The organism is Bradyrhizobium sp. LA6.1, from assembly GCF_040547805.1.
GTDB classification, from domain to species: Bacteria; Pseudomonadota; Alphaproteobacteria; order Rhizobiales; family Xanthobacteraceae; genus Bradyrhizobium; species Bradyrhizobium barranii.
Genome location: NZ_JBEPQK010000020.1, coordinates 102,599 through 120,598, shown reverse-complemented (window position 1 = coordinate 120,598; position 18,000 = coordinate 102,599). Strand labels below are relative to the sequence as shown.

Annotated in this window: 14 protein-coding genes and 1 tRNA gene; 13 read left to right on the top strand and 2 right to left on the bottom strand. The window is 62.3% G+C overall.

Annotated features, from left to right (window positions below):
* Positions 1-265: 265 nt before the first annotated feature.
* The 5 genes from ABIB99_RS36020 (at position 266) to ABIB99_RS36000 (ending at position 9,086) form a co-directional block, all read left to right on the top strand.
* A complete protein-coding gene (locus tag ABIB99_RS36020; RefSeq protein WP_354180269.1) occupies positions 266-2,305 on the top strand; it encodes a methyl-accepting chemotaxis protein in 2,040 nt (679 codons plus the stop codon).
* 234 nt (positions 2,306-2,539) lie between these two features.
* On the top strand, positions 2,540-4,573 hold the full coding sequence (locus ABIB99_RS36015; RefSeq protein ID WP_063980506.1) for a methyl-accepting chemotaxis protein: 2,034 nt from the start codon (positions 2,540-2,542) through the stop codon (positions 4,571-4,573).
* A gap of 501 nt (positions 4,574-5,074) precedes the next feature.
* The gene (locus ABIB99_RS36010) at positions 5,075-6,562 is read left to right on the top strand and encodes an MFS transporter (protein WP_166105291.1); all 1,488 of its coding nucleotides are present in this window, start codon (positions 5,075-5,077) and stop codon (positions 6,560-6,562) included.
* Positions 6,563-6,565: 3 nt separating this feature from the next.
* On the top strand, positions 6,566-7,387 hold the full coding sequence (gene otsB / locus ABIB99_RS36005) for a trehalose-phosphatase (RefSeq protein WP_354180266.1): 822 nt from the start codon (positions 6,566-6,568) through the stop codon (positions 7,385-7,387).
* Between the two features lie 235 nt (positions 7,388-7,622).
* Positions 7,623-9,086 carry a trehalose-6-phosphate synthase gene (locus ABIB99_RS36000; protein WP_354180264.1) on the top strand — a complete coding sequence of 488 codons (1,464 nt, stop codon included), beginning with the start codon at positions 7,623-7,625 and terminating at the stop codon, positions 9,084-9,086.
* Between the two features lie 37 nt (positions 9,087-9,123).
* Here the strand turns inward: ABIB99_RS36000 and ABIB99_RS35995 are convergent, their stop codons facing one another.
* Positions 9,124-9,465, bottom strand: a complete 342-nt coding sequence (locus ABIB99_RS35995; protein ID WP_063980509.1) for a hypothetical protein — start codon at positions 9,463-9,465, stop codon at positions 9,124-9,126.
* Between the two features lie 196 nt (positions 9,466-9,661).
* Here ABIB99_RS35995 and ABIB99_RS35990 point away from each other — a divergent pair.
* Positions 9,662-9,751: transfer RNA gene (locus ABIB99_RS35990), tRNA-Ser, on the top strand.
* A 148-nt stretch (positions 9,752-9,899) separates the two neighbouring features.
* Here ABIB99_RS35990 and ABIB99_RS35985 read toward each other — a convergent pair.
* Positions 9,900-10,862, bottom strand: a complete 963-nt coding sequence (locus ABIB99_RS35985) for a helix-turn-helix domain-containing protein (RefSeq protein ID WP_187387879.1) — start codon at positions 10,860-10,862, stop codon at positions 9,900-9,902.
* Between the two features lie 300 nt (positions 10,863-11,162).
* On the opposite strand from ABIB99_RS35985, the gene ABIB99_RS35980 reads away from it, so the two are divergent.
* The 7 genes from ABIB99_RS35980 to ABIB99_RS35950 all read left to right on the top strand — a co-directional run bounded on the left by ABIB99_RS35980 (position 11,163) and on the right by ABIB99_RS35950 (position 17,945).
* Complete coding sequence (locus ABIB99_RS35980; RefSeq protein ID WP_187387880.1) at positions 11,163-11,696, top strand: PaaI family thioesterase; 534 nt, start codon at positions 11,163-11,165, stop codon at positions 11,694-11,696.
* A gap of 157 nt (positions 11,697-11,853) precedes the next feature.
* The gene (locus ABIB99_RS35975) at positions 11,854-12,714 is read left to right on the top strand and encodes an SDR family oxidoreductase (RefSeq protein WP_063980533.1); all 861 of its coding nucleotides are present in this window, start codon (positions 11,854-11,856) and stop codon (positions 12,712-12,714) included.
* 96 nt (positions 12,715-12,810) lie between these two features.
* Positions 12,811-13,233: a tautomerase family protein gene (locus ABIB99_RS35970; protein ID WP_354180261.1), complete on the top strand. Its 423-nt coding sequence runs from the start codon at positions 12,811-12,813 to the stop codon at positions 13,231-13,233.
* Between the two features lie 77 nt (positions 13,234-13,310).
* Entirely contained in the window at positions 13,311-13,742 is a 432-nt protein-coding gene (locus ABIB99_RS35965; RefSeq protein WP_231143783.1) for a hypothetical protein, read from the top strand.
* A gap of 171 nt (positions 13,743-13,913) precedes the next feature.
* On the top strand, positions 13,914-15,266 hold the full coding sequence (locus ABIB99_RS35960) for a glycosyltransferase (RefSeq protein ID WP_354180258.1): 1,353 nt from the start codon (positions 13,914-13,916) through the stop codon (positions 15,264-15,266).
* 131 nt (positions 15,267-15,397) lie between these two features.
* Entirely contained in the window at positions 15,398-16,606 is a 1,209-nt protein-coding gene (locus ABIB99_RS35955; protein WP_354113757.1) for a multidrug effflux MFS transporter, read from the top strand.
* A 115-nt stretch (positions 16,607-16,721) separates the two neighbouring features.
* A complete protein-coding gene (locus ABIB99_RS35950; protein WP_283017951.1) occupies positions 16,722-17,945 on the top strand; it encodes a cytochrome P450 in 1,224 nt (407 codons plus the stop codon).
* Positions 17,946-18,000: the final 55 nt, after the last annotated feature.

The following is an 18,000-nucleotide window of genomic DNA, read 5'->3' as shown; positions in this document are numbered from 1 at the left end:
TGGTCACGCCGGTCATGGAAAAGTCATCGATCCTGACGAGCGGGCAATGACTTGGGTGGGCGAAGCGGGTCGACCGCCGCAAAATGGCCGGCCCATGTGGGATGCCAGCCGTCATCCCATCCGGTCGGCTTTTGGCCGACAAAGCCGGAAATTGCGCAGGTGCGGCGAATTTACCGCCCTTTATCGATTCTGCCCTAGTTTTGCGCATCCGGGTCTGGAGGCGGGGCGCCTCCGGATCACGGCTGAATAGAAAATGGGGGTTGGAATGTCCGGGCGTATCGCGTCGCCGTCGAAGCGTACAATATTTCCGACCCTCCGGTTCCGCGCCAAGATCATCCTCGGCTTCGCCGCGGTGCTGGTGATCTCCGCCGGCAGCATGGCTTTCTCTTATTTCGGCTTCGAGCGGGTCTCGGCCGGGGTCGGGTCCTACCGCAGCAGCGTCACCGAGGCCGATCTCGCCCGCAACATCGACCGCGAGCTGCTCGCCTACCGCTCGGCAGTCCGTTATTTCGTCGTCACCGGCAAGGAGGACGATGCCAAGGCAGCGCTGGACGCCGAGACCGGCCTGAAGAGCGCCATCGATCAGGCGGTCAAGAGTGCCCAGAAGCCGGCGCGGCAGGAGGGCCTCAACAAGCTCGCCAAGGAATTCTCCAACTTCTCTGCGACCTTCGCAAAGGTCCTCCAGGCCAAGCGCGACAGCGCGCTGCTGGTGCAGAACCAGCTGACGCGCCAGGCCAATCTCCTGAAATACAAGCTTGACGATATCGGCAACAACGCCTCCGATTCCGAGGCGCAGTCGATCGAGTTCGGCACCAAGCAGATCAACGCCCAGTTCCAGACCGCGAGCGCGGCGGCGACCAATTTCGTGCTGACGTCCGACCAGGCGATCGCGACCAGCGCGCTGGCGCGGCTGAAATTCGTCGAGAATTCGCTAGGCGCGGTCTATTCCATGGACGACAAGATCGTCGCCGGCCTGAAGGACGCCAAGACCATCCTCGTGGCCTATCGCGAAGCGCTGGAGAAGCTGATCGCCAACGCCAAGATGGTGGATGAGCTCGTCACCGAGATGAGCGGTTCTGCCGGTGCGATCCTGCAAGGCGCCACCGCGATGAAAGCGGACCTCGTCGCCGAGCAGCAGCGGCTGGATTCGGAGTCGGAAGCGACCATCGGACGGACCGAGCAACTGGTGCTGATGCTGGCCGTCGGCGGCACGCTGCTCGGCGCGATCCTCGCCTTCCTGCTCGGCACCGGCATCTCGCGTCCGATGATCGCGATGTGCAAGGCGATGCGCGAGCTTGCGTCGGGCAATTTCGACGTCGTGCTGCCGGGCCTCGGCCGCAAGGACGAGATCGGCGAGATGGCCGGCGCGGTCGAGGAATTCAAGGTTCAGGCCGTGGCCAAGGCCGAGCGCGACGCCGCCGCCAGCGAAGCCCAGAACAAGGAACTGGCCACCGCACGCCGTTCCGAGCTGATTCGCTTCGCCGATGATTTTGAAAGCGCGGTCGGTGCCATCGTGTCGAACGTGTCGGCTTCCGCCGTGCAGCTCGAATCGGCGGCTTCCACGCTGACCCGAACCGCCGAAACCACGCAGACCCTGTCGAGCCAGGTCGCCGGTGTCTCCGAGCAGGCCTCCAGCAACATGCAGTCGGTCGCAACTGCCACCGAAGAGCTTTCGGCCTCCGTCGAGGAGATCGGCCGCCAGGTCCGCGATTCCAGCCGCATCGCGGAAGCTGCGGTGGTCCAGGCCAAGGAAACCGACGGCCGCATCGGCAAGCTGTCGCACGCCGCCCAGCAGATCGGCGAGGTGGTCAAACTGATTACCGCGATCGCCGAGCAGACCAACCTTCTGGCGCTCAACGCCACCATCGAGGCGGCGCGTGCGGGCGAGGCCGGCCGCGGCTTTGCCGTGGTCGCCAGCGAAGTGAAGTCGCTGGCCAGCCAGACCGCGAAGGCCACCGACGAGATTTCCTCGCATATCGCGGGCATGCAGGGTGCGACGGCCGAGTCGGTCGCCGCGATCAAGGAGATCGGCGCCACCATCGGCAAGATTTCGTCGATCTCGACCTCGATCGCGAGCGCCGTGGAAGAGCAGGGCGCCGCGACGCAGGAGATTGCCCGCAGCGTCCAGACCGTTGCGCAGGGCACCCAGACCGCAGCCACCGACATCGGCCAGGTCAACCGTGGCGCCGCCGAAACCGGCTCGGCCTCGGAGGAGGTCCTGAATTCGGCCAAAACCCTGTCCAGCGAAAGCACCCGCCTGCGCGCCGAGCTCGACCGGTTCATGGGGAATATCCGGGCGGCGTAAGGCTCGGCCGCGTCCGAAGCCGCTGCCGTCGCGTCACTCTCGGCTGTCGTCCCGCGAAGGCGCGTGAGCGCGGGGACGACAGCCGAGTGCGCATCTCCCCGCGTCACCTAACCGCAAGTTGCGACGCCATAAATTTACCGCCGCTTATCCTTTGCACTCTACCGTGCTCACGAGTCAGGAAGCGGGCTGCTTCCGGGCTGCGCCTGGTTTTCCGCGAATGGAATGGGGTGGGGAATGCCCGTCAAGTCGACGCCGAACACATCGAAGCTCTTCACCCTGCGTTTTCGTGCAAAAATCATCCTCGGCTTCGTGGCGGTGCTGGCCATCCTCGCCGTCAGCATGGCTTTCGCCTATTTCGGCTTCGAGCGGATCCAGGCCGCCGTCGCCTCGTACCGGGCCAGCGTGTCGGAAGCGGACCTCGCGCGGACCGTGGACCGCGAGCTGATCGCCTATCAGGGACTGGCGCGGGCCTATACGCTGACGGGCGCGACCGATGACGAGACCGCGGCCAAGGCCGCCGAAGAGAATCTGAAGGGCGCGATCGCCAAGTCGGTGGCGGCCACGACCGGCGCGGCGCGCCGCGAGCAGGTCGGCAAGCTCGAGGCCGAATTCCAGCGCTTCACCAAGGTGTTCGGTGAGATCATCACGCTGACCCGCGAGAACAACAAGATCGCCGCCGACGAGCTCAACAGCGTCGGCAACAAAATCCGCTTCAAGTTCGACGATCTCGCCGATACGGCCGCGCTGGCGGGCCTGAACTCGGTTCAGACCACGGCCAAGGACGTCACTTCGCAATATCTCGCGGTCTCGACCTCGGTCAGCGCCTTCGTCGCCAAGCCGGAGCCGAAGACCGCCGACGGCGTGATCGCCCGCATCAAGTTTTTGGAGACCCTGCTGGTCTCGATCTATGCCAATGACCAGAAGATCACGGACCGCGTCACCGAGATCGGCAACCTGCTGAAGCAGTACCGCACCTCTTTCTCGAAGCTGACCGAGAACGTGAAGATCATCGTCAAGTTGAACGGCGAGATGACCAAGACGGCGGCGGGCATTCTCAAGCTCTCGGCTGAGTTGCGGTCCGATCTGACCTCGGATCAGCAGCGCATCGAAGCGAGCGCCAACTCCACCATCACCGAGACCGAACGGCTGATGCTGATGATGGCGCTCGGCGGCCTCGCCATTGGCGCCGTGCTGGCCCTGATGCTCGGCAACGGCATCTCGCGTCCGATGATCGCGATGTGCAAGGCGATGCGCGAGCTTGCGTCCGGCAATTTCGACGTCGTGCTGCCGGGTCTGGGACGCAAGGACGAGATCGGCGAGATGGCCGGTGCGGTCGAGGAATTCAAGGTTCAGGCTGTTGCGAAAGCCGAGCGCGATGCCGCCGCCAGCGAAGCCCAGAACCGGGAGCAGGCCGCAAGCCGCCGCTCCGAGCTGATTCGCTTTGCCGACGATTTCGAGAGCGCGGTCGGCGCCATCGTCTCCAACGTCTCGGCCTCGGCCGTGCAGCTCGAATCGGCGGCCTCCACGCTGACCCGCACCGCCGAGACCACGCAGAGCCTGTCGAGCCAGGTCGCCGGCGTGTCCGAGCAGGCCTCCAGCAACATGCAGTCGGTCGCAACCGCCACCGAAGAGCTCTCGGCCTCGGTCGAGGAGATCGGCCGCCAGGTGCGCGACTCCAGCCGTATTGCGGAAGCTGCCGTGGTGCAGGCGAAGGAAACCGACGGCCGCATCGGAAAGCTCTCCCATGCCGCGCAGCAGATCGGCGAAGTCGTCAAGCTGATCACGGCGATTGCCGAGCAGACCAATCTTCTTGCGCTGAACGCCACCATCGAGGCGGCGCGCGCGGGCGAGGCCGGCCGCGGCTTCGCCGTGGTCGCCAGCGAAGTGAAGTCGCTGGCCAGCCAGACCGCGAAGGCGACCGACGAAATCTCCTCCCACATTACGGGGATGCAGGGCGCGACGGCCGAGTCGGTCGCCGCGATCAAGGAGATCGGCGCCACCATCGGCCAGATCTCGTCGATCTCGACGTCGATTGCGAGCGCCGTCGAGCAGCAGGGCGCCGCGACGCAGGAAATCGCGCGCAGCGTCCAGACCGTTGCGCAGGGCACCCAGACCGCAGCCACCGACATCGGCCAGGTCAATCGCGGCGCCGCCGAAACCGGTTCAGCCTCGGAAGAGGTGCTGAACTCGGCCAAAACGCTGTCATCCGAAAGCACGCGCCTGCGCGCCGAGCTCGACCGCTTTATGGGCAATATCAGGGCCGCGTAAGGCTCGCCGCGTGTCAGGCGCTTGGCGCTTGAAGACCTCGCTATCGCCTCATACTCCGCTGTCGTCCCGGACAAGGCGCCCTTAGGCGCGCGCCGATCCGGGATCCATACTCCCAGCGGATAGTTGAGACGGACGGTGGTAACTCCAAGTCTTCGCCAAACCACTCCCTGTGGTTATGGTCCCGGATCTGCGCTTCGCTTGTCCGGGACGACGGGGGGTAAAGAGCGCGAGTCTCACTCCCTCCCGAACGTCCGCTTCAACTCCACCTTCGCGCGCTCCAGGTTTTGCGCGAATGTGTCGTCTTTCTGACGTGAGCCATGCGTCAACTCCCAGCGGCTCCATCGGAAACGGACGATCCCAAGCGCTGTTCCCGCGGGAACCCGCCTTTGCCGCAGGCGTTGTCGCAGGTGGCAGGCGGAATGCCGCACCTCCATGATCGGAACGCCCCTGTCCACACCATGTGAACCGGGGCCGCTTCCATTGGTTAGACCCAGCAACGCGATGGAATTGCAGCAAAGCCCAGCGCTGAATTATGGACCTGCAGTCTCTGCGGCGGTCGCGGCTGACCGCATCATCGAGACCAGCATTCCCGCGCGGCTCGATGCGCTGCCGTGGAGCGGCTTTCATACCCGCGTCGTGCTGGCGCTCGGGATCACCTGGATCCTCGACGGGCTCGAGGTGACGCTGGCCGGCGCGCTCTCCGGCGCGTTGAAGCAGAGTCCGTCGCTGCAATTCTCCAATCTCGATCTCGGTATCGCCAATTCCGCGTATCTTGCCGGTGCGGTGCTCGGCGCGCTCGGCTTCGGCTGGCTCACCGACCGCATCGGCCGCAAGAAGCTGTTCTTCATCACACTGGCGCTTTATCTCTCCGCGACCGCCGCGACCGCCTTGTCGTGGAATGTCGCGAGTTACGCGCTGTTTCGTTTTCTCACCGGCGCCGGCATCGGCGGCGAATACACTGCGATCAACTCGACGATCCAGGAACTGGTGCCGGCGCGCTATCGCGGCTGGACCGACCTCGTCATCAACGGCAGTTTCTGGATCGGCGCGGCGATGGGCGCGGTGGCGGCCATCGTGCTGCTCGATCCCGCATTGATCGGTCCCGATCTCGGCTGGCGCCTCGCCTATCTCATCGGCGCGACCCTTGGCCTCGTCGTGCTGTTGATGCGGATGTGGATTCCGGAGAGCCCGCGCTGGCTGATGATCCACGGCCGGCCCGACCAGGCCCACGCCATCGTGGACGAGATCGAGCGCTCTGTGATCGGGCATGACCGGCATGCGAGCGATGGCCGCTTCACGAAAATACGCCTGAAGATGCGCGACCACACTCCGATCAGGGAGGTCGTGCACACGCTGTTCTTCGTCTATCGTCAGCGCTCCCTGGTCGGCCTCGTGCTGATGAGCGCGCAGGCGTTCTTCTACAACGCGATCTTCTTCACCTTCGCGCTGGTGCTGACCGACTTCTACGGCATCAGCGCCGAGCATGTCGGCTGGTATCTCCTGCCGTTCGCCGCCGGCAACTTCCTCGGGCCGCTGCTGCTCGGCCGCCTGTTCGACACGCTCGGCCGCCGCGTCATGATCACGTTTACCTACGGCGTATCGGGCGTGCTGCTGGCGCTCTCGGGCTATCTGTTCTCGATCGGCGCGCTGAGCGCGCAGGGGCAGACCATTGCCTGGATGGTGATCTTCTTCTTTGCCTCGCCCGCCGCGAGCGCCGCCTACCTGACCGTCAGCGAGACGTTCCCTCTGGAAGTGCGCGCGCTGGCGATTGCGGTGTTCTACGCAATCGGCACCGGCATCGGCGGCGTGATCGGGCCCGCGCTGTTCGGCGCGCTGATCGACACGGGATCACGCACCAGCGTGTTCGCGGGCTATTTGCTGGGGGCCTTCCTGATGATCGTGGCTGCGATCGTGGCGTGGCGCTACGCCGTCGCCGCGGAACGCAAATCGCTCGAACAAATCGCGCGGCCGCTTGCCTTTATGGAGTAGACTATGAAATCGGAGCTCGCGGAATTGGATCAGAAGCGCCCCATGGTCGACGAAGAAGCGCCCGACGCGGTGCCGATGCCGCATGCGCTCGTGCCGCATCTCGGCGAGACCGCGATCCTGCTCGACATCGACGGCACGCTGCTCGACCTGATGCCGACGCCGCGCGAGGTGTGGGTGCCGCCGGGCCTGTCGGAAACGCTGAACCTGTTGACCGAGCGCACGTCCGGCGCGCTGGCGATGGTCAGCGGCCGTTCGCTCAACGACATCGACCTGATCTTCGCACCCGACGTGTTTCGCGCGGTCGCCGGTCACGGCGCGGAAATGCGCCTGTCGGTGGGCAATGAGGCCGACGACGTGCATGCGCCGCCGATGGACAAGGAGCTGAAGCGTCGCCTGGCTGCGATTGCAAAGCTCAGCCCCGGCATTCTACTCGAGGACAAGGGCTATTCGCTGGCGCTGCATTATCGTCTCGCGCCGCATGCGGAGAAGGCGATCTTCGAAGCCGTCTCGCTGATCCGCGCCGATCTGCCCAATGCGCCGATCGAGGTGCTGCCCGGCAAGTTCGTTTGCGAGATCAAGCATTCCGGCTTCACCAAGGCCACCGGCGTGCGCGAATTGATGAAGCATGAGCCCTTCAAAGGGCGCCGTCCGATCTTCATTGGCGACGACGTTACCGATGAGACCGTGTTCGCGATCATGCCCGACATGAACGGGCTGTCCTTCTCGGTCGGTCGCCGCGCCATCGGCGTCAACGGCCATTTCGATGAGCCGAAGGATGTGCGCGCGTTCCTCGCGCGTCTGCTCGACGACACAAGGTTGGAATAAGGCACCGACACCTCGGGGCCACATTGTCGCTCGCGTGGTTCGCTTGCGCGCGCAATTCATGCTGGGCAACACAGTCACGAAAACTGACTTTGTTGAGCGAAACCGCCGGGTTCCCAGCAGAAAAACTGGTTCCAACGCATGTGCCTGATTTTGGTTTCATTTCGTACAAATGATGGACAGGAACCATATTGATGAACAGCAGTTAAACGGGTTGGAATGAAGGAGGGGACGACCTGTGAATTTAGTCGTCGTTTCAAATCGAGTTGCGCGCGGTAAACCCAACGAGCCGATGACGGGCGGCTTGGCTGCGGCATTGCTTCCCGTGGTGGAACATTCGGGTGCTATCTGGGTGGGTTCGTCGGGCCGTGTGCGCGACGGCCATCAGAAGGAACCGTTCGCCGAGATCGAAGCGCTTGGGTCGGGTGCGATAGCGACGCTGGATCTGCCGGCGGCGCATTACGGCGGCTATTACGAAGGTTTTGCCAATTCGGCGCTGTGGCCGGCGCTGCATTCGCGCAGCGATCTGATCCGCGTCTCGCGCGACGACTATGTCAGCTATCGCGAGGTCAACGCCTTCATGGCGCGCGCCTTGATGCGCTTCCGGAAAGCGAAAACGGCGTTCTGGGTGCAGGATTATCATTTCCTCGCGCTCGGCGCGGAGCTGCGCGATCTCGGCGTCGATGATCCGATCGGCTTCTTCCTGCACACGCCGTGGCCGGTCGTCGCGGTGATGCAGGGCGTGCCCAATCATCGCGAACTGATCACGGCGATGCTGGCCTACGACCTGCTCGGCTTCCAGACCAATGAGGATTGCCAGAATTTCCTCGGCTATGTCGCGGGCGAGCTCGGCCTCGTCGTCGAAGACGGCGTTGCGATCTCGCAGCATGGCCGTACGCGTTGCGAGGTCTTTCCGATCGGCATCGATGCGGAGAAGTTCGCGGCTTATGCGGCGAAGTCGGCCTCGCATCCCGACGTGTCGCGGCTGCGCCGCAGTCTCAACGGCGAGAGGCTCGCCATCGGCGTCGACCGGCTCGACTATTCCAAGGGTCTCGTCAATCGCATCAGCGCGTTCGACCGGCTCTGGACCGAGCATCCGCAGTTCGCGCGCAGCATCTCGCTGCTCCAGATCGCCAACCCCTCGCGTGGTGCGATCGAGGCCTATGGCAATCTCCAGAACGAGGTCGCGCGTCTCGTCAGCGACGTCAACGGCCGCCACGGCGAGGTCGACTGGACGCCGATCCGCTACCTGAACAAGGGTTTCAGCCAGGCCGTGCTTGCGGGTCTCTACCGCACCGCGCAGATCGGCGTGGTGACGCCGCTGCATGACGGCATGAACCTCGTCGCCAAGGAATATGTCGCCGCGCAGAACCCGGCCGATCCCGGCGTGCTGGTGCTGTCGAAGTTCGCCGGCGCCGCCAACGAGCTCGAAACGGCGCTGCTGGTCAATCCGCACGATATCGACGGCATGGCCCGCGCGATCGCGGTCGCGGCCGCGATGTCGCTCACCGAGCGCAAGATGCGCTGGGACGCGATGATGAAGACGCTGCGCGGCCACACCATCCAGCAGTGGTCCGCCGACTTCGTTGCCGAGCTGGAGAAGTGCCGGACCGAGAAGGCCGTCGTCGCGCCGCTCGAGACCCAGCCGCCGCAGGCGCTACGCTGGCTGAAGTCGGCGATATCAGGTGTAAGGTTGATTTAAGCTCTCTTGCTCTCCCCGTTCTCGCGGGGAGAGGTGCTCAATAACAATACGACACCCCGTCCAAAATCGCGCATTGCCGCTTGTTCGGCGCGTTGGGATCGTCCAGCGGCACCATGCCCTTGCCCTGGCCGACGAACACGCCGGGTCCGACATGCACCGAGCTCTTGTTGCCGATGATCACGCTCGGATGCGGCGAGGCGTTCGAGCGCGTCCCGTCCGGCCAGATGATGGCATCGCCCGAAAGCACCCCGCGCCGCCCGTCGTCGCAACTCACGTCGACGCCCTGCCGGGTGCAGACCTGCGCGGCGGCCGACGCGGCAAAGGCGGAGCCAAGGGCCGAAATCAGGCCCAGCGCGACGATGGTCTTTTGGATGGTCATGGCGTCCCCGGTCGTGTTTGGCGGTCTTGAGTGAATCGTCGCGCCAAACCCGCTTCCGGTTCAGCCTTTGAGCGGTTCCGAAGCGCCAGCTGGCGCCAGATATTGTCTTTCAAATACAATATCTTACGGAAAATTCACCCGATTTCCCCGCGATCTCTTGCAAAATCATCGGCTCCCCTTCAAGAGAGGGCGCTCCGGAGAGATGGCCGAGTGGCTTAAGGCGCACGCTTGGAAAGCGTGTGTGCGGGAAACCGTACCGTGGGTTCGAATCCCACTCTCTCCGCCAGCTCCTATCGAAATGTAAGGTAGATCTCTGTTTTCGACGGTCGCCCCCCCGGATTGCTTCTGGGCGCGACAGGGGTTGGAAAGCGAGATCCTTTCTGAATTCGGTCGAGAGCCGAGCTTAACTGCGCTTGCCTCTGTTTCTGCAGCCTTCACACCCGTGCGCTGTCGTTACCGGTGGCGCCTGCTCCGACGGCGCCCGGCGCGGTGCCGAAACGCCGGCGGAAGCCGCGCGCAAAATGCGTGTAGTCGCGAAAGCCGCAGGCGTAGGCAATATCGCTGAGAGGCTGACCTGTCTTCATCAACGCGCGTCGTTCGATCAGACGCGCCGCATGATCCAGACGGGCCGAACATATGTGGTGACCGCATGTCGACCCACGGGCCGTGAACAGCTTCTGCAAATAGCGCAGTGAAATTCCCGCCTCGGCAGCCACCTCCCGCGGAGAGATGTCCGGATCGGCAAAGCGGTCCTTTATGATGCCGCAGACGCGCATGAACAGCTTGTCGTTGTGACGCGAGCCAAGCGGGGCGGGAGGTGCAAACAGTGCGCCGAGGAGATCGTAGACCACCAGATGCATAAATTGATCAGTCGACGCGAACGCCGGTTCTGCATCGCTGATCGGGTCAAGAGCGAGTTGACAGAGCAGACGTGACGCTTGCGCCTGCCGAGGACCGCACACGCCACCCTGCGGTTCGAAGCCGAGATGCGACGCCAGCTTCTGGCGCGGCACTTGCACACCAAGCCATTGCGCGCTGTCTTCGGCCCGCGAGATGAATGTCACGGGTTTTGTGGAATCGAGCAGGATGACATCGCCAGCAGTGATATTTACGACTCGGTCGTTGTGAATGATGATCGATTCGCCGGTATCCTGAACTGTGACGAAATAGTACTCCATGTTATCACGGCGAATGTCCTGTTCCGTCCGCTCAAGGCGGGTAGCGCTGCAGGTGAGATCCACTGCAGCGAATCCGAAGACGCGCCGCGTGCGCACCTTGCTGGCGAAGATGTTGGTTTCGCGAGCAGGAGTAAACCATCCCCAATCCTCGCGCATTGCAGATCGGAAACCGTCATAGTCCAATTCTGGAGCGCTGAGAAAATCGTCGTTCGGGCGCATCATCACCTCCACGGGTCTTGGTAAAACGAGTCTTGGCAAGCCTAATCGCACGGTTTGTAATGGCCTGCGCCGGAAACCACGGGCAGACGTCGATCAAGCTAGCGTGGCCCGGGACGAGTCCCACTCAACTCTGCGTCACGCCAAATCACGCCCCCGAGATCGTGTCAGCATCGCCGCGAGGCGCGCCAGGCGGTGCGCGCCAGTACGGACGATTGGGCGCGATCGTCTCACGACACCTGAGGTCCAGCCGCCTAGATTCCGATCCTGGTAGTCACGCTTTGACGAGAATCGGAGGCAACAATGATTGCAGAAGTTCAGAATACAATGACGCTAACGGGAAACCGGGCTCTTGTGACCGAGCAGGCAACGCAAAACGAGTCCGATCCTGCCTTGGGAGTTGGGCGGCTTGGAATTCCGGTTCCGCTTCATTGTTTGCCCGTGACGGATGCCACCGTTCTTGAGTTGTACGAATATGTTTTCGCGCCTTGGGTGAAAATGCTCGGCCTTCGTGAGTTCAAGGTCTGCCCGGGCATCGTGTCCGCGATGCTTCCACAAAATGATGCGCTCAAATTGTCAAGCTGTGCGGTGTGTGGCCAGGCAATTATGGCGGCCATTGACTCGGTTGCATCACTGTCCGCGGGCACGACGGGGCGCATCACTAAAGGCACCGTGTATCAGCACACTCACTTCCTGCGTCCAGCCGTCAACGATGACTATCATGTACGAGCGGAAGCATTGCGCTTTGGCAAAGCGTCGGCCTTCACGGAAACCCGCGTTTCGTTTGCGTCTACGGGAACGTTGGTTGCACACGCCAGCCTGGAATTCGCCTTCTGACTCGCATCCAAGGCTTCATCACCCCAACCCGCCGCTCCTGACGTCTGTTGAAGCTCGTTCTCGGACATCCCGGTCGCGGTACTCCGCCAGTTCCTGACCAGCCATACCGGCTGATCATCTCGCATTGACCCGCAACCCTCACCACCGGAGGCAAACCATGACCAGGACTATTCTCATCACCGGCACATCGAGCGGCTTCGGCCGCGAAACCGCGGAAAGGCTGGCGCGCGACGGCTATCGCGTGTTCGCCGCGATGCGCGACATCGCCAGCCGCAATCGCAGGCACGCCGACGCGCTACGAAGCCAGAAAATAGGCGTCGTGGAACTCGACGTTACCGATGACGGCTCGGTCGATCGCGCCATTGCTTCTATCCTCGCCGAGGCCGGCAAGATCAACGTGCTGGTCAACAACGCCGGCATTGCGTCGGTCGGCGTGACCGAAGCCTTCACGGCGGATCAGGCGAAGGCGATCTTCGACACCAACGTCATCGGGCTCCTCCGCGTTACACGGGCAGTGCTGCCTTCGATGCGTCGGGAGCGCGACGGCCTCATTATCAACATGGGCTCGGTCCTCGGCCGCGTGACGTTCCCCTTCGTCGGCATCTACGGCGCGAGCAAGATGGCGATCGAAGCTTTGACCGACAGCATTCGGCTGGAGGTCTCCCAACTCGGCGTAGACGTGGTGGAAGTTCAACCTGGCGCTTACCCGACAAGCCTGTACTCGAGCATCCAGAGGCCTGCCGACGGCGACATCACGAAGTCCTACGGCGAGGTCGGCCAGATTCCCGACGCCATCTACAAGACCTTCACGTCAATGCTGCAGGGAAAGAACGCTCCGAAGCCTCACGACATTGCCGAGGCCGTCGCCAAGCTCGTCGGCCAGGCGAAGGGCAGTCGCGCCGCTCGGACGGTGGTGGGCACGTCGTTCGGTGCTGACAAGATCAATGCCGACATCGCGCCCGTCCAGAAGGCCGTCGTCGACGGTCTGGGCCTCGGGCATCTCGAAGAACTCGCGTGATGGAGCGTTCCGGGTCGGCGCCTGCCGTCGGCCCGTCCTCACGCGGCAGCATGCTGGCGGGCGCGCCCTGCCAGGAGCTTGACAAGGAGAACTCAAATGCCTCTGTGGCATATTTACTGCCCGGAAAATGCGTACTCAGCCGAGGACAAGCGCGCGCTTGCGACGCGTATCACGGACCTCTACGCGGATGTCGGCCTGCCCCGGTTCTATGCAAGCATTGTCTTTCACGAACTGCCAAAGAACTCGTTCTTTGTCGGCGGAAAGGCAACGAACGATTTTGTCAGGATTTGGATTGATCAGATTGCTCGCGCAACTGCTCCCGAGCGGCGAGCGGGGTGGCTGGAGCGCGTCAACACTACGCTCAATCCCTTCGCACGCGAGCGGGGTTATCGCTGGGAGGTCCACATTGACGAAACGCCAATCGATTTCTGGACCATCCAAGGAATGAAGCCGCCTGACCCCGATTCTGAGGCTGAAAAGCACTGGGTCAAAGAGGACCGCCCGTCAGCATATAGCTGAGTGTGGGCGCAGCCTTCAGCGAGCCGATCGCAGCAATGGGTATCAATCCGCCAAGCTTCGGCGGCGCGAACGCCTAAATGCCGAAAGGCGCGGGCGGACGTAATACGCCCGGCCGGCTCGTCGCAGTGTTCTTCAGCCTCGACGTTTTACAGGTTTTATGTCGCAACCCAAAGGAGATCGCTATGTCGATCCGTAGCATGTTTGTAGCCGCAGCATTCGCCTTGGCCTCTCTGGAGGCCGCCCACGCCGATGGCCTGCGTCCGATTGATGGTATGAGCATCGACCTCGGCGAAGTGTCCGGTGTCGCCTACTACACCGTCGGGCGCGACGGATTCCATGTTGTCACGACCCTCGCACAAGGCATGGCGGGAACGCCGATCCGTATTGTGTCTGTTCTTGCACCGGGTCAGCGTGTGGCGTTCTCAACACCGTACCAGGCAGATGCGCTCGAAATCAGCCGGAACGGCGACAGCGTGCTCGTCCGCAAGGTGAAGTCGGTCTCGAACTAAATTTCGAGCGAATTGGCGCCTTCTCAGGATGATTCCAATGCGGAAAGGGGACGGGCGAACGCAATGCCGCCCGGCCGGCCCGCCGCAGTGCTCTTCAGCCTCGACGCCTTACAGGTTTTGCGTCGCAATCCAAAGGAGATCGCTATGTCGACAATCGGACGAGACGATCATATGAAGATTCTCGTCGTTTCGACCCCCATGACCGGCCATCTCAATCCGCTGCTTGCGATCGGCCACGTCTTGATCGCGGAGGGCCACGAACTTGCCTTTTTGACCGGGAGCCCCCTGCGTAGCCGTGTCGCGCGGTTCAAAGCAAATTTCTGTCCGCTCCCCAAAGAGGCGGATATTAATGCAAACGAAATTGTCATGTCCGACGAAGTAAAGGCCGCGCCACTCGGGCCACAATGGCGGCGCTTAGTAATCGAACGCCTCTTCGTCGATCCCATTCCCGGTCAGTACAGCGGCATGCACAAGGTCCTGCGGGAATTCCCCGCCGACGTCATCATCGGCGACGACATGTTTTTTGGCGTCCTGCCGATGCTGCTCGGACCGCGCTCGAAACGCCCGCCCATCGTTCTTTGCGGCACATCCATCTTGCACTGGCAACGCGACGACAAAGCGCCAGTTTTTGCGGGTCTGCCGCCCGCAGCCACCCGAGCGCAACTCGACGAATATGCCGCCTTCGCACGAGAACAGGACAAGATCGTCGACGGGCCTCTCAGCCTTTGCGTCAATCGGTACCTGAGGGAGCTGGGCGTTGGACCGGTGACCAAGCCTCTCTTTGAATCCGTCGTAGAGCTTGCAGATGCCTATATGCAGCTGACGGTGCCGCGTTTTGAGTTTCCACGCGATATCCCTTCCTCGGTGACTTTTGTTGGCACCCCTCCGATTATACCCAACCAGGTCCCGCTTCCGTCGTGGGCGCACGAACTGGACGGCTCGCGCAAGGTTGTGCTGGTGACGCAGGGTACGTTGGCAAACCACGATTTCGACCTGTTGATCGCGCCGGCGCTCGCGGGACTCGCGAACGAACCTGACTTGCTTGTGGTCGTCACAGCAGGCGGTCGCGCGGTCGGCGACATTCCCGGCCCAATTCCCGGCAATGCGCGTCTCTCCAGCTATCTGCCGTTCGAGTGGCTTCTACCCAAGGTCGACGTGCTCGTCACCAACGGTGGATATGGGAGTGTCAACCAGGCGATGAGCTTTGGAATTCCGCTTGTGACCGCAGGGTTGACGGAAGACAAGGCGGACGTGAACGCGCGTGTGGCATGGTCCGGGGTCGGAATCAATCTTGCGACCAACAATCCGACACCGCAAGCGTTGCGCGAGGCCGTGCGGAGCGTGCTCGACAAGCCGGACTATCGTTCGGGTGCCTCAGCTATGGCCGACGAGTTCAAGACGATCGACACTCGCTCCGAAATCCTGCGGATCATCAACCAAGTCGCGCAAGGGTCGAATGAGATAAGCGACCCGGGCGGCACCACGGTCGCTAAGCAAGGTCGACGTGCCGCCGCCAATCGGTGACTTGCTTCCGCTCCCGGGAAGGATGGAAGGTTGATTCTTCCGTCCTTCGTCTGGGAGGCGATCGATATCTCCGCGGACACCCGCCGCATCTGACGACGCGCGGGATCAGCAACGTATCGGATATTCAACCCATGCGTATTCAACCCGCATCGTTTGCCTTCACGCTGTTGCTGGGCCTTCTTGCCTCAGTTCCGTATTCGGGCATTGACATGAGCTTACCGGCACTGGCGGCCACTGGCGCCGCTCTCGGCGCGCCGCCCGCGGATGTCGGCTTTACGATGAGTGTTTTCATGCTCAGTCTGGCGACGGCGCCGCTTGTTTATGGGCCGGTATCCGATCGGTACGGTCGCAGGCCCGTCGTGGTATTCGGCGTCACGCTCTTTGTCGTCGGCAGTCTCGCTTGCGCGCTCGCCCAATCATTACCGGTGCTGCTGGTGTGCCGCTTCGGCCAAGGCTGCGGCGCGGCCAGCACAACGTTGACGTTTGCAATCATCCGCGACCTGTTCGAGGGGGATAATGCGCGTGCGAAGATGGCCAACGTTGTCATTGCCATAAATGTAGTCACATTGATCGCGCCGACCGCTGGCGCGGCTCTACTGGCGCTGGGCAGCTGGCGCCTGATTTACACGATTCAGTTCGTAATGGGTCTGGTTTTGTTGATCGCATTGGTCACCGGCTTTGCCGAAAGTGCAAAGATCGATCAGACCAATCGCCTTGCACCATCAATCATTGGCCGCAGCTATCTTCAAGTCCTGAGGCATCCGATCTCGTTCGCATACATTCTGGTCGGTGCAGCCGCCGGCGGGACCGTTATGGCTTATGTCACCGGGTCCTCCCTGTTCTTCATCAACAGCATGGGGCTACGGCCTAATCAGTATGGCCTGATTTTCAGTGCGTGCTCCGGATCGGTCATGGCCGGGGCTTTCTTCGATCGCCGGCTCGTCGCTTGGAACGTCTCACCAGCTTATGTGCTGATGAGGGGTTTGACAGTCTCGGCGGTGGCTTCAGGGCTATTGCTTGCCACGACACTGGTCGGCTGGGTACCGCTACTCCTTGTTGTTTCACTTCTGGTCGCTGTTGGTCTTGCCTTCGGATTGACCATACCGAACGCCATCCGCGCGACGATGCATCCGTTGCCGCAGATCGCCGGCGCGGTAGGCGCTGTGTCCGGAAGCATTCAGATGATGGCAGGCGCCGTCTCAAGCGGGCTCGTTGCGTGTCTTTACGACGGACGATCAGCGCTATCGATGGCCGCGGTCATGACGCCGTGTTCGCTTCTGGCGCTGGCCTCTTATCTGCTGATTGCCCGTCCCGCCGAGCGTCGCGTTTTCGCAAGTTAGCGTCATGCCCGCGCTGGATGGCCTCGATCACCTTCGGCGACGATGACTGCCATGCGCGGAGGCTTCGCTCGTTCCAAGCCGATCGGAACTAAACCCTAGCGAAAGGACGAGATCCATGAGTAACGACGAGACTGCGGTGCCAACGGGAATTTCCCTGACCCACTTGGATCCCGTCTTTCGGGAGCGGCCAGACGAATATCTCGATATGCTGAGGTCGCGCGAGCCGGTGCACCAGGACCGGATGTTCGATCGGGTGGTGCTGACCCGTGCGGTCGATGTCGATGCCGTCATGAATAATCGCGAACTGGCCTCCGATCCACGGAAATCCCGCCCGGGTTCGTTCTCTCGGGTGCAACTGAAGGTGGATGAGACATTTCAGCCGCTCATACTGCATATGGATGACCCGGACCATAAGCGCCTGCGCTCCCTGGTCGTCAAGGCGTTCAACCAGGTCGCGGTCGATGCGATGCGCCCGCGTATCACTGAGGTCGCATGCGGCTTGCTGGACGACATCGACGATCCATCCTGCTTCGATATTATGGAGGCTTATGCCCGACCGTTGCCGACGATCGCCATCGCGCTGATGTTGGGCGTCGATACCGCCCGCTGCGACGACTTCAAGCAGTGGTCTGACGGCAAACTACAGATGTTCAACCCGCAACGCACGCCGGAGCAGGAGGCCATCCTGGCATCCTGCAATGCTGCTCTCACCAGCTACTTCGCTGAGGTAATCCAAAAGCGTCGTAAGGAACGACGGGCCGATCTGATAAGCAGCCTGATCGACGCCGAAGAGGACGGCGAGCAGCTCGACGAAGCGGAGATCACAAACGTTTGCCATAGTTTGCTCTTTGCGGGCAACGTGACGACGACTGATCTTATCGGTAACGCCGTACTAGCCCTGCTACAGCATCCCGGTGAACTCAGCAAACTGCTCGCTAATCCGAGCCTGGTTCGTAGCGCCGTCGAGGAAGTGTTGCGCTATGACGCGCCAGTCGTGCAAGGCACTCGGATCGCAACCGAAGCGATGCAGATCGACGGGTGCCCGGTCGCGGCGGGGCAGACGATCAATGCCGTGCTCTACGCGGCGAACCACGACTCAGAGGCGCATCCCGACCCAAAGCGGTTTGACATCGAACGGCCGGATAAGCGTCACATCTCATTTGGCGGCGGCGCCCATTTCTGTCTTGGCGCGCCATTGGCCCGGGCCGAGGCACAGATCGCTCTTTCGGTGCTTTTCGAGCGGTTCCCGAAGCTCCGCCTGAGTGCCGAGCACCCCTTGGAGCGCCGGACGATGCTCAACTTCAATGGATTAGAGGCGCTTTGGGTGCGCGCGGACTAGCACTGCGTTCCAGTCACCATGAGCCTTTGTCCCCCACGGCCGACCTGATGGCGCT

Bases quoted from the DNA above. Each gene is read 5' to 3' on its own strand.
- ABIB99_RS35950 (WP_283017951.1), top strand. From the start codon at position 16,722: ATGAGTAACGACGAGACTGCGGTGCCAACGGGAATTTCCCTGACCCAC.
- ABIB99_RS35975 (WP_063980533.1), top strand. From the start codon at position 11,854: ATGACCAGGACTATTCTCATCACCGGCACATCGAGCGGCTTCGGCCGC.
- ABIB99_RS35970 (WP_354180261.1), top strand. From the start codon at position 12,811: ATGCCTCTGTGGCATATTTACTGCCCGGAAAATGCGTACTCAGCCGAG.
- ABIB99_RS36020 (WP_354180269.1), top strand. From the start codon at position 266: ATGTCCGGGCGTATCGCGTCGCCGTCGAAGCGTACAATATTTCCGACC.
- ABIB99_RS35995 (WP_063980509.1), bottom strand. From the start codon at position 9,465: ATGACCATCCAAAAGACCATCGTCGCGCTGGGCCTGATTTCGGCCCTT.
- ABIB99_RS35980 (WP_187387880.1), top strand. From the start codon at position 11,163: ATGATTGCAGAAGTTCAGAATACAATGACGCTAACGGGAAACCGGGCT.
- otsB (WP_354180266.1), top strand. From the start codon at position 6,566: ATGAAATCGGAGCTCGCGGAATTGGATCAGAAGCGCCCCATGGTCGAC.
- ABIB99_RS35960 (WP_354180258.1), top strand. From the start codon at position 13,914: ATGAAGATTCTCGTCGTTTCGACCCCCATGACCGGCCATCTCAATCCG.
- ABIB99_RS36015 (WP_063980506.1), top strand. From the start codon at position 2,540: ATGCCCGTCAAGTCGACGCCGAACACATCGAAGCTCTTCACCCTGCGT.
- ABIB99_RS35985 (WP_187387879.1), bottom strand. From the start codon at position 10,862: ATGCGCCCGAACGACGATTTTCTCAGCGCTCCAGAATTGGACTATGAC.
- ABIB99_RS36010 (WP_166105291.1), top strand. From the start codon at position 5,075: ATGGAATTGCAGCAAAGCCCAGCGCTGAATTATGGACCTGCAGTCTCT.
- ABIB99_RS35965 (WP_231143783.1), top strand. From the start codon at position 13,311: ATGCCGAAAGGCGCGGGCGGACGTAATACGCCCGGCCGGCTCGTCGCA.
- ABIB99_RS35955 (WP_354113757.1), top strand. From the start codon at position 15,398: ATGCGTATTCAACCCGCATCGTTTGCCTTCACGCTGTTGCTGGGCCTT.